The 15,085-nt window shown below is 70.1% G+C and carries 14 protein-coding genes; 6 read left to right on the forward strand and 8 right to left on the reverse strand.

The features are described 5' to 3' along the window. Positions 1–99 precede the first annotated feature (99 nt). Positions 100–1,077 (reverse strand): MHYT domain-containing protein, encoded by a 978-nt coding sequence (locus ABZV42_RS29895; protein ID WP_355984571.1) that lies wholly within the window; start codon positions 1,075–1,077, stop codon positions 100–102. Between the two features lie 319 nt (positions 1,078–1,396). Here ABZV42_RS29895 and msrA point away from each other — a divergent pair, with 319 nt between their 5' ends. Continuing rightward, on the forward strand, positions 1,397–1,909 hold the full coding sequence (msrA, locus tag ABZV42_RS29900) for a peptide-methionine (S)-S-oxide reductase MsrA (RefSeq protein ID WP_355984572.1): 513 nt from the start codon (positions 1,397–1,399) through the stop codon (positions 1,907–1,909). A gap of 324 nt (positions 1,910–2,233) precedes the next feature. Here the strand turns inward: msrA and ABZV42_RS29905 are convergent, their stop codons facing one another. Then, positions 2,234–3,676 carry an MFS transporter gene (locus ABZV42_RS29905; RefSeq protein ID WP_356054474.1) on the reverse strand — a complete coding sequence of 481 codons (1,443 nt, stop codon included), beginning with the start codon at positions 3,674–3,676 and terminating at the stop codon, positions 2,234–2,236. Between the two features lie 201 nt (positions 3,677–3,877). Here ABZV42_RS29905 and ABZV42_RS29910 point away from each other — a divergent pair, with 201 nt between their 5' ends. After that, positions 3,878–4,879 carry an AsnC family transcriptional regulator gene (locus ABZV42_RS29910; protein WP_355984574.1) on the forward strand — a complete coding sequence of 334 codons (1,002 nt, stop codon included), beginning with the start codon at positions 3,878–3,880 and terminating at the stop codon, positions 4,877–4,879. A gap of 33 nt (positions 4,880–4,912) precedes the next feature. Here the strand turns inward: ABZV42_RS29910 and ABZV42_RS29915 are convergent, their stop codons facing one another. After that, positions 4,913–5,278, reverse strand: a complete 366-nt coding sequence (locus tag ABZV42_RS29915) for a nuclear transport factor 2 family protein (RefSeq protein ID WP_355984575.1) — start codon at positions 5,276–5,278, stop codon at positions 4,913–4,915. 255 nt (positions 5,279–5,533) lie between these two features. Between ABZV42_RS29915 and ABZV42_RS29920 the strand changes: the two genes are divergently transcribed. Next, the gene (locus ABZV42_RS29920; protein WP_355984576.1) at positions 5,534–5,845 is read left to right on the forward strand and encodes a WhiB family transcriptional regulator; all 312 of its coding nucleotides are present in this window, start codon (positions 5,534–5,536) and stop codon (positions 5,843–5,845) included. A 794-nt stretch (positions 5,846–6,639) separates the two neighbouring features. Continuing rightward, the gene (locus tag ABZV42_RS29925) at positions 6,640–8,226 is read left to right on the forward strand and encodes a peptidoglycan-binding protein (RefSeq protein ID WP_355984577.1); all 1,587 of its coding nucleotides are present in this window, start codon (positions 6,640–6,642) and stop codon (positions 8,224–8,226) included. A 72-nt stretch (positions 8,227–8,298) separates the two neighbouring features. Here ABZV42_RS29925 and ABZV42_RS29930 read toward each other — a convergent pair whose 3' ends face one another. Then, positions 8,299–8,511: a hypothetical protein gene (locus tag ABZV42_RS29930; RefSeq protein ID WP_356054476.1), complete on the reverse strand. Its 213-nt coding sequence runs from the start codon at positions 8,509–8,511 to the stop codon at positions 8,299–8,301. A 525-nt stretch (positions 8,512–9,036) separates the two neighbouring features. On the opposite strand from ABZV42_RS29930, the gene ABZV42_RS29935 reads away from it, so the two are divergent. Further along, entirely contained in the window at positions 9,037–10,959 is a 1,923-nt protein-coding gene (locus tag ABZV42_RS29935) for a cellulase family glycosylhydrolase (RefSeq protein WP_356054478.1), read from the forward strand. A gap of 272 nt (positions 10,960–11,231) precedes the next feature. Here the strand turns inward: ABZV42_RS29935 and ABZV42_RS29940 are convergent, their stop codons facing one another. After that, positions 11,232–11,867 (reverse strand): MerR family transcriptional regulator, encoded by a 636-nt coding sequence (locus tag ABZV42_RS29940; protein ID WP_355984580.1) that lies wholly within the window; start codon positions 11,865–11,867, stop codon positions 11,232–11,234. 79 nt (positions 11,868–11,946) lie between these two features. Between ABZV42_RS29940 and ABZV42_RS29945 the strand changes: the two genes are divergently transcribed. Then, positions 11,947–12,441: a DUF4188 domain-containing protein gene (locus tag ABZV42_RS29945; RefSeq protein ID WP_355984581.1), complete on the forward strand. Its 495-nt coding sequence runs from the start codon at positions 11,947–11,949 to the stop codon at positions 12,439–12,441. Between the two features lie 27 nt (positions 12,442–12,468). On the opposite strand, the gene ABZV42_RS29950 is transcribed toward ABZV42_RS29945, so the two are convergent. From ABZV42_RS29950 to ABZV42_RS29960, 3 genes are all read right to left on the reverse strand, one after another. After that, on the reverse strand, positions 12,469–13,188 hold the full coding sequence (locus ABZV42_RS29950) for a hypothetical protein (RefSeq protein ID WP_355984582.1): 720 nt from the start codon (positions 13,186–13,188) through the stop codon (positions 12,469–12,471). A gap of 278 nt (positions 13,189–13,466) precedes the next feature. Then, the gene (locus ABZV42_RS29955) at positions 13,467–14,135 is read right to left on the reverse strand and encodes an alpha/beta hydrolase (protein ID WP_356054481.1); all 669 of its coding nucleotides are present in this window, start codon (positions 14,133–14,135) and stop codon (positions 13,467–13,469) included. Between the two features lie 23 nt (positions 14,136–14,158). Then, complete coding sequence (locus ABZV42_RS29960; protein WP_356054483.1) at positions 14,159–14,740, reverse strand: hypothetical protein; 582 nt, start codon at positions 14,738–14,740, stop codon at positions 14,159–14,161. Positions 14,741–15,085: the final 345 nt, after the last annotated feature.

Raw genomic sequence — 15,085 nt, forward strand, 5'->3', positions numbered from 1 at the left:
GACGGCCCGTGCCGAAGCCTTCCGCCCGGTACGGCGACGGCCCGGCACGAGCGCGAGGGTGATCGCGTCGGCCGGGCCGTCTACGGGCAGGGGCGAGGCCTACTCCGCCTCGTGCCGCGTTCCGTAGGAGTCACCGGCGCCCGCGTCGCTGTACTGGCCGCCGTGCTCGTCGGCGGGCCACTGGGGCGATGCCGACGACCACTGGTTGGCCTGTCGCGCGTTGTACGCCATGGGCGCCGGGGCGTCCTGGATACCGGGCACCTGCACCGGCATGGCGTTTCCGCGTGCGACGACCTTGGAACGGCTCCTGGAACGGCTCTTGGCCGGCTTGTCCCAGTTGCCGTCGCCGAGCATCAGAACCGGGTCGAACATGACGACGGCCGCGGCGAGGATGAGGAAGATGATCGGGCCGAGGAGCATCGGCAGCAGAAGCGAGCTGCCCTCCTGGCCGGCGACGGCCGACCCGATGGTGTTGTGGAGGTGGACGCTCACGGCGGCCATGCCCGTGTAGTGCATGCCGGTGACGGCCAGGCCCATGACGAGGCTGGCGCCGAGCGTGCGGACGAAGCCCTTCACGGAGACGGCGGCCCACAGCGCGGCGGTCGCCGCGACCAGGGCGACGATCAAGGACAGGGCCACGGTGAACACGTTGTAGCGGAGCTCCCCGTTGAGCTGCATCGCGAACATGCCGAGGTAGTGCATCATCGCGACACCGAGACCGGTGATGGCGCCGCCCACCGTGAGCGCGGCTCGCGTGGCACCGCGGTGCCCGACGATGAAGACGCCCGCAGAGACCACCACGATCGCCACGACAAGACTGAGCACGGTCAGCGGGACGTCGTAGGTGATGGGTGTCTCCGCGACGGAGAAGCCTGTCATGGCGATGAAGTGCATCGTCCAGATTCCGCAGCCCAGGGCGCTGGCACCCAGCGCGAGCCAGCCCAGCCTCCACCCGGGCTCATGGTGCACAGTGCGCACCACACAGCGCAGCCCCAACGCCGAGCCCACACAGGCCATGACGTAGGCGGCCACCGGTGTGACCAGCCCATAGCTGAAGCCGTCGATCGTGCCGTTCATCCGCTCCCTAACGCTTCACTGCTGACATACGAAGGACATTGAGCACGTTTCCTGGTAGCGATAGCAAATTCTCAAGGCGATGTTGATTGAAACTTGCAGGATCGTTATCGATCTCGCGCGGAAGCCCGTGTCCGGCGGCTTTGAGGCGTCCCGATCTTTGTCACGTCCAAGGTGTCCGACCGGGAATTTCGACCGCCCCCTCGGGCCTTGTCCAATGAGGTGCCACGTCGTTGTGTGGGCGGGGCGAACGGACAGCGGGCGGCGCCCGAGAAGGCGCCGGCGCGAGTCCGGTGAGGACTAGGAAGAAGGGGTGCGTGCGATGAGCCGGAACGAGGAGAAGGCGCTGCTGGCCGGTGGCTGCTTCTGGGGTGTACAGGATCTGATCAGGACGTTCCCGGGTGTTCTGGACACGCGGGTGGGCTACAGCGGCGGAGACGTGGCCAATGCGACGTACCGCAACCATGGAACACACGCCGAGGCGATCGAGATCACGTTCGATCCCGCGAAGACCGACTACCGGACGATCCTGGAGTACTTCTTCCAGATCCACGATCCGTCGACGAAGAACCGGCAGGGCAACGACATCGGGCTCAGCTACCGCTCCGCCATCTTCTACGTCGACGACGAGCAGAAGCGGGTCGCCGAGGACACCATCGCCGATGTCGACGCCTCCGGGCTGTGGCCGGGGAAGGTCGTGACCGAGGTCGCGCCGGCCGGTCCGTTCTGGGAGGCGGAGCCGGAGCACCAGGACTACCTCCAGCGCTACCCCGACGGCTACACCTGCCACTTCGTACGCCCGAACTGGCGACTGCCGAGGCGCGCGCAGGCCTGAGCGGGCACTGGCGTCCCGCGGCCCGAGCCGGCCGCGGGCTGAGCCACGTGTCCGCGCGGGCCTTGGGACCCGTGTCGGGTCCGGGCCGGCGAGCCCGGTCACCAGGAGCTTGTGCGGGTTGCGGGTGATGGGCGGTGCGGACCGGTGCCCCCTCCCGCCGGGGGCACGGGTGAGGCTTGGCCATAGCTCCGGTCGTGAAGGGGCTGCCCGGCCGCTCCTCCCGCCGGGGCTACGGGCGGAGACTGGGAGTGAGGGGGCTGCCCGGCCGTTCGCGGTCCGGCGGCTGGCGGCAGCCGGTCGTCAGCGGGTGGTGGCAGCCGGCCCTCAGGGGGTGGCGCGGCGCTTGGTCATGACCCTGGCCGCCACCGCCGCAGCTGCCAGGGCGACCGCGGCGGCCCCCAGCGCGTGCTGGGCCGCCGTGCGCGCGTCGTCGGCCGCGTCCAGATAGATGCCGCCGACGACCGCGACCCCGAGAGTGCCGCCGAGCTGCTGCACGGCGTTGAGGAGACCCGCGGCCGAACCGGTCTCCTGCGGGCCGGCACCGCTCAGTGCCGTGCTGAAGAACGGCGGGGTGAACAGACCGGTGCCCAGCCCGGCGACGGCGAGAGCGGCGGGCAGCGCGTGCGGATACGTGCCCGGGTCCGCGCCGCGGTACGCGAGGACGGCGGCGACCAGGCCGACCGCGAGGCCGCCGATGCCGGCGTGCATGACGCGCGTCCCGTATCGCGTGACCAGATGCGAGCCGGCGGCCCACGAACCGGCCGCGAGGCCCACGGACCAGGGCAGCAGGGTGAGTCCCGCGGTGAGCGGGCCGTCGTGGAGGCCGAGTTCCAGGTGCAGCACCACGGTGATCATGACGCCGTTCATGACGGCGAAGAACAGGGTCGAGGTGGCGAGGGCGGCGGGGAACGCCCGGCCGCGCAGCAGAGCGGGCTCGATCAGCGGGGCCCGGCCGCGGCGGCCGGCGCGGCGCTGATGGACGACGAACACGACCAGAACCACGGCTCCCGAGGCGGCTGCGGCCCAGCGGGCGGGTCCGGGGTTCCCGGCGGCCAGGGGGCCCACGACGAGCGCGGTGCCGAGCATAGCGAGGACGGTGCCGGCCGGATCGAGGCGGGGCCGTGTCGGCGCGCGGTCCTCGGTCAGGAACACGGACGCGGCCAGGACCGCGGCGGCCGGCGGAAGATTGACGAGGAAGACCGCGCGCCAGGAGGACCCGAAGACATCGGCATGGGTCAGGACGCCGCCGAGAACCGGGCCGAGGACGGCGGACAGGCCCATGACGGGACCGATCATGCCGAGAGCCCGGGTGAGTTCGCCGCCCTCGTACATCGCGCGGATCAGCCCGAACGTCTGCGGGATGATCGCGGCCGCAGCCGCACCCTGAACTGCGCGGAGCGCGATGAGGGTCGCGGCGCCCGGAGCGAGGGCGCAGGCCAGGGAGGCGGCGGCGAAGACGACGACGCCGACGCGGAAGACCCGCCTGCGGCCCGCGATGTCACCGAGCCGGGCGCCGGTCAGCAGGCCGAGGGCGAACGTGAGGGTGTAGGCGGCGCTGAACCACGGGATCGCCGCCCGCGAACCCCCGAGGTCGGTGTGGATGACCGGTCCGGCGACCTGGACGATCGTGGCGTCGAGAAGGTTCATCGCCTCGGCGGTCAGCACCGCGGCGAGGGCGAGCCCACGGCGGCGGGAGTCCGGCGGGGCTCCGGTGAGGGCCCGGCCGCGGCCGGCGGTGGGCTCGGTGGGCTCGGTGGTACGGGACATGGGTCTCCCCCCAGGGACGGCACAGGTTCGACGGTGGCCGCCGTGCCGCCGGACGGCGGGGCAGCCGCGGGGCACGCGGCCGGAGCCACCGTGCCGCCGGCAGGCGGCCGATGACCACCGTGCCGCCGGGGCTCCCACCACTTCCATTTCCTCAGCCGACTTCGATGATTTCTTCCATGAAGGTCGGCTAATTTGACGAGCGTGCTCGTACTGGATGAGTTGGACCGAGGCCTGATCCACGCCCTGCATGTGGACGCGCGGGCGCCGTTCACCCTCGTCGCCGATGTCCTCGGCTCCTCGACACAGACAGTGGCCCGCCGCTACCGCCGGCTGTACGCGCAGGCGGGGCTGCGCGTCGTCGCCCTGCCCACACCACGAAGCTCCGGCACGCACCAGTGGTTCGTACGGCTGACCGCGGCGACCCGCAGCGCGCACGACATCGCGGTGGCGCTCGCCCGGCGCCCCGACACCTCATGGGTGCGGCTGACCTCCGGGGGAACGGAGATCGTCGCGATCATCCACACCGAGCCCGCCGGTCCGGACGCGCACGCGCTGCTGCTGCGGGACATCCCCCGCACCGCCGGGATCACCGCCGTGTCCGCGCACTACCTGCTGCACACGTATCTGGGCGGTCCGACGGCGTGGCGCGGCCGGATCGACGCCCTGGACGCGGACCAGGAGGCGCGGCTGCGCGCCGGGTCCCCCGCCGCGGACACGCAGGACACCGCGCATCCCGCCGACGCCACCGCCCGCCTTCTCACGGACGCGGACCGCCGACTGCTGTCCGCGCTGCGCGAGGACGCGCGCCTCGGCTACGCGGAACTGGCCGGTGTCACCGGCACCACCGCGTCCACCGTGGCCCGCCGGCTGGCCGAACTGCGGGCGAGCGGGGCGCTGTTCTTCGACATCGACATCGATCCGGTACTGCTGGGCGTGACGGTGTCCGCACTGCTCTGGATGCAGGTGGCCCCCGCACACCTGGACACGGTGGCGACAGCGCTGGCCGGCCATGACGAACTCGCGGTGGTGGCGGCGACGACCGGCCCGACCAACCTTGTCGCCCACGCCCTGTGCCGCGACGCGGAGGCCCTGCACCACTATCTGACGCGGCGGGTGGCCTGGGACGCCGTCACGCGGATCGAGACGGCGCCCGTGCTGCGCACCTACAAGGCGGCCACGACACTCCGCTCCGTACGCCCCTGAACCGGCCCTCCGACGCCGTAGCGTCCCGGTAGGTCAGAGACAGTCGTTCCGCTTGAGCTCGATCACCCACGCGCGGCGTTCGCAGATCTTCCCGTCACGCATGCGGAACACCTCCGCCATCGACATGCGCATCGGCTCTCCGGTGTCCCGCGTCACCGTCCCCGTGAGTTCGGCCATGACCACGTCGTCCTCCTCGACCATGCGTACGACGTCCAGCTGGGGAGGCGCGACGAAGCCGGGGCCCTCGATGGCGGCGTCGTACGCCTCCTTGCCGGTGAGGTGGAAGGCGCCGAAGACCGTCCACTCGATGTCATCGGTGAGGCAGCTGAGGATCTGTGCGTGATCGTTCTTCCGGAAGCCGTCCAGATAGGTCTCGACGGTCTGCTTGTTCCGCGACATGGCTCCTGCTTTCCAGCGCGAGGATGGGGAAGGGACGGCCGTACCGTGCTCCGGAGGCGCTGCTTCGGACCCTGAACCGTCGAGACCCCTCCATAGCGCCGCCGCGCGCGGGAGGCAAGCTGCGGTCACTCGAAGGTGTGGTGCCGTACGGCAGATAGAGTTGCGGTCCTCGAAAGGCGTAGTGTCATATGCCTGTTGCTCAGGGCAGGCGGGCAACTCGCAGGCGGGGGCCAGGGGAGAGGACGGCATCACGAGATGACGAGCACCGACTGGAGCGATCGGGGATTGTGCCGCACGGCCGATCCTGACGACCTGTTCGTCGAGGGCGCGGCACAGAACCGGGCCAAAATGCTGTGCATCGGGTGTCCCGTGCTCACGGAGTGCCTGGCCTACGCGCTGGACCAGCGCATCGAGCACGGCGTCTGGGGAGGCATGACCGAGCGCGAGCGCCGTGCTCTGCTGCGCCGTCGGCCGACGGTCACTTCCTGGCTGCACCTGCTGGAAACGGCCCGAGTGGAACACGAACGCACGCAGGACGTCGCGGTTGTCGCGCACAGGGCGAGCTGATCTTCTCGCACCTTCGCCCACGGCAGGGCGGTTTCCGCGTTCGGCGCCGGGACGTCACTTCGGTTCCATGTGACTCTCGGCCCGGGCGTGACAGTCGGCGACCGGGAGACGGTCGCGGGTGATCCTGGCGATCCCGGCCCTCTCGTAGAGGTGGACGGCGGGAGCCGGTTTGCTGTTTCGCGCCCAGAAACAACCGGGCCGCACCGAGTGCCCGGGCGCGATCGCCCTTCGTCCGCCGGCCTTGCCCGTTGGCCTTGCCCTCTGTCCGGATGCCCTGAATGTCTCCCACGCCGCGATCCTGACCTTTCGGTCGGCGCGCGCAGAATGAGGCCGGAATCGCCTCAATGAGACAGGCCGCCGGAAAAGACCAAACATTCAGAGGCTGTCACACATGCGTTTTTTCCGGCCTCGGGCAGCGGTTCAATCAAGCCAGTTGTGTCATCTGACATTGTGCGTACAGGCGTGAACTGTCACCGTCGGGCGCGGAATGAACAGCCCGATCATGACTTTCGACGACACCTCAACTCCGTTGCCATGCACGGGCGTTGACCTGCGATCGTGTCCACCTGGCCAAAATGCCAATTTCACCGCTATTTACCGGCTAAGGGCCTGAGATATGCGTTTGCGGGGCGGGCGACACCTTCCACGAACGACACATAACGGCAGTGTGCGGTTTCCGCTCGGACGATCTCCGACAGCAATCGCATATCCAGCGTAGGAGGCGTTCCGCAGTCATGAGACCGAGTTCATTTCGTGGTGACAACGACAAAGCGCCCAGCAGGTATCGGGGCACCATGAGAGCGAGATCCGACTGGAGAGCCAGAACCGGCGTGTTCGCGGCCACGACGGCGCTCCTCTCGGCGGGCATCCTGCTCGGCGCGGGTCCCGCGTCGGCGGCGCCCGCGGCGATCAGGCTGACCTCCGCGTCCTGTCCCGGCGTGATCCAGCAGGGCCAGGTGAGCGGCTGTGTCACCGAGTTGCAGAACCTGCTCAACGCCCACGGCGCCGGTCTGGTGGTGGACGGCAACTTCGGAGCGAACACGCGCTACGCGGTGCGCGAGTACCAGTCCTCCACCGCGATCGCCGTGGACGGACTGGTGGGCCCCCAGACCAAGGCCAAGCTGTACGCGACCGGCGGTTCGGCCCCGTCGCCGGTCAATCTCAACTCCTCGTCGTGCCCGGCGAACATCGTCCAGGGCGACAAGGGGGGTTGCGTCACCGAACTCCAGCGGCTGCTGCGTCACTTCGGCTACTCGGTCGACGTGGACGGCGACTTCGGCCCGGCGACGGGCAGCGCGGTCCGTGACTTCCAGTCCACGCACGGCCTTTCGGCCGACGGCCAGGTCGGCACGAACACCAAGCGGGAGCTCTACAACACCGACGAGTCCCCGTCCACCGCCCTGGACCTGCGGTCCACGTCCTGCCCGTCGAACATCGTGGAGGGGCAGAGCGGCGGTTGCGTCGCGACGCTTCAGGCCCTGCTCAACGGCAAGGGCCAACACCTCGACGTCGACGGCCAGTTCGGGCCCCAGACCCTGACGGCCGTGAAGTCGTTCCAGTCCGCGGCGGGCCTTTCCGCCGACGGTCAAGTCGGCCCGAACACCAAGGCCGCCCTGTACTCGAACATCAGCACGGGCGGCGGCAGCGGCGCACCGGCACCGATCAACCTGAACTCCGGCTCGTGCCCGAGCAACATCGTGAAGGGCCAGCGCAGCGGCTGCGTCACCGAACTCCAGAGCCTGCTCAACCACCACGGCGCCGATCTCGCCGTCGACGGCGACTTCGGACCGTTGACCGACAGCGCGGTACGGGACTTCCAGGCCGAGAAGGGCCTGTCGGTCGACGGCCAGGTGGGTCCGAACACCAAGGCCGCTCTGTACGGCGCGGTCACCCCGCCGTCCTCGCCCACGCCCGGCGGCGGATACGGCAAGATCCTCGATGTGGCCGCGGCCGAGGTCGGCACGGTCGAGGGCAGCGCTCGGGCGAACAGCTACGGATCGGCCGTGGGCCTGTCGCTGTCCACCGGCAACTACGCCTGGTGCGCGACCTTCGTGAGCTGGGTGGCAAAGCAGACCGGGGCCAGCTCCTACCGCAACACCTACGTCTCGGGCTGGGTCAAGCAGGCGAGGGCGGGCAACTACCACCTCTCGGTGACCACCGACCCGCAGCCGGGCGACATCGTGGCCTTCGACTGGAACGGGGGCAACGACTACACCGGCGGGCATGAGCACATAGGCATCGTGAGAACGATGAGCGGCGGCTCCGGCTTCACCACCGTCGAGGGCAACACCGGCAACCCCAACGGTGGTTCGGACGGTGTCTACGTCAAGTCCCGCAGCACGAACAGCGGGTACGACGTGCTGTTCATCCGGGTCCGCTGACCCGCCGATCCGGCTGAGCCTCCCGACCGGAACCGGCCGAGCCATGAACCATCCTTTCATTCGCGGGATGGTTCATGGCCGGCCTTGGGCGGCGGTGACGGCTTCGGTCAGGTGCTGCGGGGTGCCGAGCCCGAGCCGACGGCGCATCGCGTGTTCCTCGGCCATCTGCTGCGCGCCGCCCAGGACATGACGGTTGAGGGTGCCCGTTTCGGTGACGCCGGTCCTCCTGTCCGCCGAACCGGCGCGGTGGCCGGCCACCGCCTGACAGGCGGCCGGTCCGGACACGCCGAATCGTTGGGCCGGACCTCTGGGCCGGGCCGATGGGTTGGGCCGGTGGGTCGGGTCCGTGGGCGGGTGTCGTCCGGACCGGACCGGACCGGGCCGAGCCGTTGGGCCGTGTCGGTGAGAGGCGTCGGTGAGAGGTGTCGCCGTTCTTGGCCGGCGGGCTGTGTCACGGTGTGCGGGGAGTGTCGTTGTGCCGAGCGTCACGACTGACCGGAACCATCGCCCGGGGTCGGCCTTCCCGCTACTCTCAGGTCCATACCTGTGGTCGGCGGGAAGGGTGAGGCGCCCGTGGCGTGGCCGCCGTACGTCGTACCGGTCATGAGCGCCAGTCCACTCCGTTCAGAGCACGACAGCGTGACCCGTCCGTGGCGGCGGCACCCGGGCTTCCGCAGACCGGAGGCAACCGGCCCGGACGTGGGCCCGACTCGCTTCCGCACGCCGGAACACGGCGGCCGGCGCCGCTCCTTGGGTGCCGGTGGGCACAGACACTCACGTCCGCGTACCGACACCCCTCACAGAGGTCCGATGCCTACCCTCAGATTTGGCAAGTACCTGACATTAGCGGCAGCGGCGCTTCTGCTGCTGGCGACGGCTCCCGGAGCGGTCGCCGCCACCTCGCAACCCGCGGACGGCGCGCGGGAGGCCTCCGCCGCAGCTCCGGCGGCCGAGGCGTGGCAACCGCCGCTGTCCACCCGCGGCCGGTACATCGTGGACGCCGACGGAAAACGATTCCGGCTGAAGTCGGCCAACTGGGACGGTGCGCAAGGCTCCTGGACGGGCAGCGGCAGCATCGACGACCCGGCCAACCACCACGCGGGCCAGGACTCCTACGGCATCCCACTCGGCCTCGACCGTGCGTCGCTGCCCCAACTTCTCGACGACTTCCACCGGCTGGGCATCAACAGCATCCGGCTGCCCTTCTCCAACGCGATGATCCATTCGACGGCCCCGGTGCCGGATGTCGCCGTCACGGCCAACCCGGGGCTGCGCGGCAGAACGCCCCTTCAGGTCTACGACGCCGTGGTCTCCGCCCTCACCGGGAGCGGGTTCGCCGTCATCCTCAACAACCATACGAACAGCTCGCGTTGGTGCTGCGGTGTCGACGGCAACGAGCGCTGGAACAGTAGTCAGTCCACTCAGCAGTGGGCCGACGACTGGGTCTTCATGGCACGCCGTTACGCCGGTGATCCACGAGTGGTCGGCGCCGACCTCTACAACGAGGTACGCCGTGACGTACTGGACGACCCCAACTGGGGCCTGGGCGACGCCCACGACTGGTACGCGGCCGCCCAACTCGCTGCGGACCGCATTCTCTCCGAGGCCAATCCCAACCTCCTCATCGTCATCGAGGGGATCAACTGGACCGGTCTGCCGGTCGACGGACTGCCGCACGGGCGCCCCACCCTGACCCCCGCGCGCAACCTGTCGCACACCCTCGTCGCCGCTCACAAGCTGGTGTACTCCGCCCATTTCTACGGATACACGGGCCCCAACCACAGCGGAGCGACCGGAATCGGAGAGACACACGACGCCCGCTACCAGGACCTCACCCGCGACCAGCTCTATCAAGTCCTCAACGACCAGGCTTTCTTCGTCTCCTCGGAAGCGAACCAGCACTTCACCGCTCCCGTGTGGATCAGCGAGTTCGGCATCGGTGCCGGCGAGACGGGTGCGGCGGCCCGGACCTGGTTCGGCAACATCACCGACTACTTCGCCGACCACGACGTCGACTTCGCCTACTGGCCGCTCGTCGGCTGGGAGGGTCACGACGACTGGTCCCTGCTGCGCTACGACACCTCGGGCAACCGGTACGGAATCCTCGACCAGTCCGACTGGCGCGGCACCGCGTGGAACCGCCTCATGACGGCCTCGACCCGCACCGGATCCGTCCCCGCCGTCCCCGGCTGGCAGATGCTCGCCACCGATCATGGCGACTATGTGCAGTCGTTGCGGGTGCGCGCGGGCGGCGACTGGAACTCGGGTGCGTCCAAGGCCACTTGTCCCGACGGTGAGCGGCTGATCGGACTCGGTCACAGTGGCGTTCGCGCACTGTGCACCGACGTCTCGACCGGCGACCTCCGCTCCGCGGCCGCCGGCCAGACGGTCGTCACCGACGACCGCTATGTTCCCGCGGGCGGCGACTGGGCCTCCGGATACACCAAGTTGCAGTGTCCCTCGGGGAACTTCCTCATCGGCTACAGCCGTCGTGGTGGCCGGACGTCTGCTGCGCTGTGCGTTCCGGCCGGCACCTCGCTCGCCGGCGCCGGTCGAACCGTCTGGTTCGACCGGTCCGACAACCGGCCCGCCGGAGCGTCCGGAGGCGACTTCGCGAACGGTGACTACAAGGGCCAATGCGCCGACGACGAGTACGCCGCCGGAATCGCCTTCACGACCCGCTTCGGCGCCAGTCAGGGCCCGGCCGCGCTGCTGTGCCGCAAGCTGAACTGACCGCGGTTCGGCCGCCGTCGACGCGGTGCGCGTACCAGGGCTGACGACGCCCGGGCCGCGACGCGCCGTGAACGACGTACAGCTGTGCCACAGCCACCGGGACCCGGCGGACCGAGCCCACAGGCAGGGGCCGGCCGGGTCCCGGCGGTGTTCTCGCGTCGAGAGCGCGCGAGCCCCGGCCGGTCGGCCCGCACCCGCTGACAGATTCTCGCGCGGCGATACGGGCGAGCGTGGTGTGGACCGGCGGGGGGCTCGCGCCCGGGCGGGGCGCCTCAGAACCGCCGGGCCGATTCCTCCGCGTGGGCCATCCGCCGCAGGCTCAGCAGCACCGGTTCGTACAGCACCGTGAGTGCGACGGCCGCCTCGATCTGCTCGGTCGGAGTCGGCTGCTCCTCGACCAGGTCCAGGTCGGTGACCGCCAGTTGCGCGGCCAGCCGCCCGTACGGCAGCAACTGCTCGGTGTCGCAGGGGTAGCCGAGTCGGACCAGCGCGGCGACCGAGTCGATGAGCCGCCGGTGGGCGGGGTTGAGCATGTCCACCTCGGGGTCGCAGGACCAGCCGAGTCGCTTCAGCAGCTCCTCCACCGAGCGCCGGGCGGTCGCCACCGCCGGATCGTCCTCGGCGGGCTTCTCGGCGCAAGGCAGCGCCCGGGTGGCCGCGCCCAGGCGCAGATGGTGGTCGAGCGACTCGTCCTCCGCGGCGGCGATCACCTCGCGTGCGTCGGCCACCGAGACCCCGCCGATCTGGATCAGCGCCCGTACCAGGCGCAGCCGTCGCACGTGGTCCTCGCCGTACTCGGCCTGGGTGGCGGAGATCCGGCGTCCGGGCTGGAGAAGTCCTTCGCGCAGGTAGTACTTGATCGTGGCGGTGGACACACCGCTGCGCTCACTCAGCTCCGCCAGTCGCACGCTCTTGCACCTTCCCTCGGACAGTGGCACTATCCAAGCATGGATCGTGTCACTATCCAACACGGGAACGGGGAATCTCATGGGTAATGCACCGACATCCGGACGCCGGGTCACGGCCGCCGCGGAGGGCGACGTAGTCGTCTTCCTCATCGGCATGAGGATCAACCGCTGGCGGGCCGTCCGGCATTGGCTGCCGACCCTGACGGCGATGCCGCGCATGCTCAAGGAGCTTTCGCAGAACAGTGACAGCGGGTTTCTGGGCTACCAAGGGCTGCTCGGCGGCCCGCGTGTGTTCACCATCGCGCAGTACTGGGAGTCGCGCGAGAAGCTGCTGGCCTACGCCTCGGACCAGGCCGGTGAGCATCGTCCCGCGTGGGCGGCGTTCAACCGCCGGGTGCGGGGCAGCAAGGGCGGCGTGGGGATCTGGCACGAGACCTACATCGTCCCGGCGGGTTCGTACGAATCTATCTATGTCGACATGCCGCCGACCGGCCTCGGCGCGGCCTGGGGAGTCGAGCCCGTGGAGCGACGCGGGGAGCGGGCGGCACAGCGGCTCGAGAGCAAGGCCTCCTAGGGGTTTGACGGTGGGGGGCGGCTCGAATCAGTTCCGCCCCGCGTGGGTCCAGATCCTCAGCGGGCCGATCGGTTCGAAGCCGTGCCGCATGGCGGCGGCCAGGTCGTCACCATGCTCGTACCCGACGACGGGCAGGGCGGGAAACAGCGAGTGGACCGCGTTCAGCACATCCGGCCAGGCCGCGTCCGGCCCACCATCGTGTGCGAAGACGTTGGAGACTCCGACCACTTGGCCGCTGCGGCTCGCCACCGCTCCCGCGGCCACCCGTCCGTCGGCGGAGCGCCCGGCGAGCACGAAGGTGGCCGGATCGTCGAGCAGTCCGGGGCGGAACAGATCCGCGGCGCCGTTCCCTTCGTCCCAGGCCAGCGCCCAATCGCGCAAAGCGTCCGGGTCGCCTGCCACGGCCCAGGCAAGATCCGGGGTCCCGGCGGGCTCTGTCGCCGGACGGTGGATCCACTGCGCGTCGAACAGAACCCGGAAACCGGCGTCCGTCAGGTCGAGGTCGGCGAAGCTGTCCTTGACCGAAGCGCCGGGTGCGGTGGTGTCGATCCGGGCCGACAGCGCGGCCGGGTCGGCGCCGGGCACCAAGGTCACGGAGTCCGGGTAATACAAAGGCGTACGGGCCGGGGCGGCCCACGCCTGCTCCCCGAACTCGCCCTCCACACCGTGTGATCGGCTCATCGCCGCGCACCACTCGGCGTTGTTGCGGGCGGCGGCCAGGACCATGGAGGGCGTCGACGACTTCATGGATCTGGATCATGGCACGTCCCGCCGGGGGACTCCAGGCCTCTGGTTCAGGGCGGACGCCCCAGCCCACGGGGGAGGGGGGTGAGGGCCCGAGACCGGGCAGGGATTCGGGCCCTCACGTGTCGCGCATCCGTCGGGGGCGTTTGCGCGCTGACCACTTCAACGAGCTTTACGCCCGAGGGATACGTTTCTTTCGCCCGCCTCCCGCGGGGAGGCAAGCATCAGCGGGGCTCCTTGTCGCGGACCCCCGCCGCCGGGCCTCGTACCTGAGCGGCGACTCACGGCAGCCGGCCGAGCAACTGGTCGACGAGAGCGGACGGTTGGGACAGCGCGGCCAGGTGGCCGCCGGGGATGGGTTCGGCCTCGATGCCGAGACGGTCGCGGGCCACTCGGCGCTGGAAGTCAAAGGGGAAGAACCGGTCCCCGGTCGCGGCGAGCACCCTTGTGGTGGTGTCGGGCCATCGCTCGATGTCGCAGGGCTGGTTGAAGGCGATGTCGGCCTCCGGCCGTTCATGGCCCGCCCCGGCGGCCGCGATCTCGGCCGGGACATCGTGCAGGAAGTAGGTGTCCAGGTCGAATTCGGGGCCGTATCCGCCGGCTTCGGCGGCGGCGAGGCGAGCCGGCTCCGATCCGGTGCTGACCCACCACTGCCCGGGCGTCTCACCCGGAAGCGGCACCATCGCGTTGACGAGCACCAGCAGTCCGACCGGAACCCGGGTGCACACCATCGGCGCCGTGAAACCGCCCAGCGACTGCGCGACCAGCACCGTATCGGTGCGATCGCCGATCGCCCCGACCACGGCGTCGGTGTACTCGGGCAGCCCCGCGGACTTGTCGGCGCCGGGCAGATCGACGGCGACCGCCTCGTGCCCCCTCGCACGCAGCTCGGACACCACACGATGCCAGTACCAGGCCGCACCCCCGGCCCCGGGAACCAAGACAAACATGCTCGCCCTCGCCTCCTTCCGACTCACCCTGACGAAGCAGACCGCCGGGAGCGACGAAAGTCATCGGTCGCGGTGACGACCTGGCAGCCTTCTTGATCGATGTTCCATCCGGAGGGCAGGGCTTCGTCGCAGAACACGCAGACGAAGTCGTCCTCGCGCACGACATTGACCTGCCCGCACGCTTCGCAGCGCCGGAACACCACCTGGTGGGTGAACCCGCGCGGGCGCTCGAACCCGGCTCGGGCCAGGGCTCCCGCGACGGCCGGCCACGAGTCGACGTCCGGGCAGTAGCCGGTCGACTGGTTGCTGACCTCGTCCACCACCCACTGCCCGCTCTCCTCGCGGAAGCTCACCTCTCCGGCGCTGAGAACCGCTTCTCCGCCCGCGCACACCACGTGCTCGCTGCGGCGCGGCGCCAGTCGCAGTACGCCTTCGGTGTCGACTACGAAGGTGAAGGGCTCGGCGCGTTCGTCGACACCACGGGCGGCCACCCACCGGGTGAAGTCCGCCGCCGAACGAATGCGCGCGCCCTCTCCGCCCGTCCGGACAAGGCCCCTGAGTTCACTGGGCCCGACATAGCGGTAACTCGGTCTCGGCACGTCCATGCGGGCCAAGGTAGACCGGATCACCGGATCACCGGATCACCGGATCCACGGCCTCGGCCGTCCCGTACGGCGCCGGTCGTGCCCTCTTCGGCCGCCGCTGCACGTGCCCCGTCAGCTTGGGGCGGTCACCGTCGCGTCGGTCGCGAGGGCCGGCTGCGGACCGAACAACGCGCTGAGAATGCCGAGTTGGCTGTCGATTGTGTCGAGGGCGGCCGGGACTGACCGGCGGCTGGGAGCAGCCGTTCCGGGTGTCCTGAACTGCTCTGGCGGGGCCGTTTCCGCGGCGGCGGGAGGGGCCGGGCGCCGCCCGATCGCCCGGCGTACGGTGAGCGCCCGAGCCGCGAC

The organism is Streptomyces sp. NPDC005281 (assembly GCF_040607495.1).
In the GTDB taxonomy this organism is placed as follows: domain Bacteria; phylum Actinomycetota; class Actinomycetes; order Streptomycetales; family Streptomycetaceae; genus Streptomyces.

Coding starts and splice junctions, on each gene's coding strand:
- ABZV42_RS29895 (WP_355984571.1), bottom strand. CDS start 1,077: ATGAACGGCACGATCGACGGCTTCAGCTATGGGCTGGTCACACCGGTG.
- msrA (WP_355984572.1), top strand. CDS start 1,397: ATGAGCCGGAACGAGGAGAAGGCGCTGCTGGCCGGTGGCTGCTTCTGG.
- ABZV42_RS29905 (WP_356054474.1), bottom strand. CDS start 3,676: ATGTCCCGTACCACCGAGCCCACCGAGCCCACCGCCGGCCGCGGCCGG.
- ABZV42_RS29915 (WP_355984575.1), bottom strand. CDS start 5,278: ATGTCGCGGAACAAGCAGACCGTCGAGACCTATCTGGACGGCTTCCGG.
- ABZV42_RS29920 (WP_355984576.1), top strand. CDS start 5,534: ATGACGAGCACCGACTGGAGCGATCGGGGATTGTGCCGCACGGCCGAT.
- ABZV42_RS29925 (WP_355984577.1), top strand. CDS start 6,640: ATGAGAGCGAGATCCGACTGGAGAGCCAGAACCGGCGTGTTCGCGGCC.
- ABZV42_RS29935 (WP_356054478.1), top strand. CDS start 9,037: ATGCCTACCCTCAGATTTGGCAAGTACCTGACATTAGCGGCAGCGGCG.
- ABZV42_RS29945 (WP_355984581.1), top strand. CDS start 11,947: ATGGGTAATGCACCGACATCCGGACGCCGGGTCACGGCCGCCGCGGAG.
- ABZV42_RS29950 (WP_355984582.1), bottom strand. CDS start 13,188: ATGAAGTCGTCGACGCCCTCCATGGTCCTGGCCGCCGCCCGCAACAAC.
- ABZV42_RS29955 (WP_356054481.1), bottom strand. CDS start 14,135: ATGTTTGTCTTGGTTCCCGGGGCCGGGGGTGCGGCCTGGTACTGGCAT.
- ABZV42_RS29960 (WP_356054483.1), bottom strand. CDS start 14,740: ATGGACGTGCCGAGACCGAGTTACCGCTATGTCGGGCCCAGTGAACTC.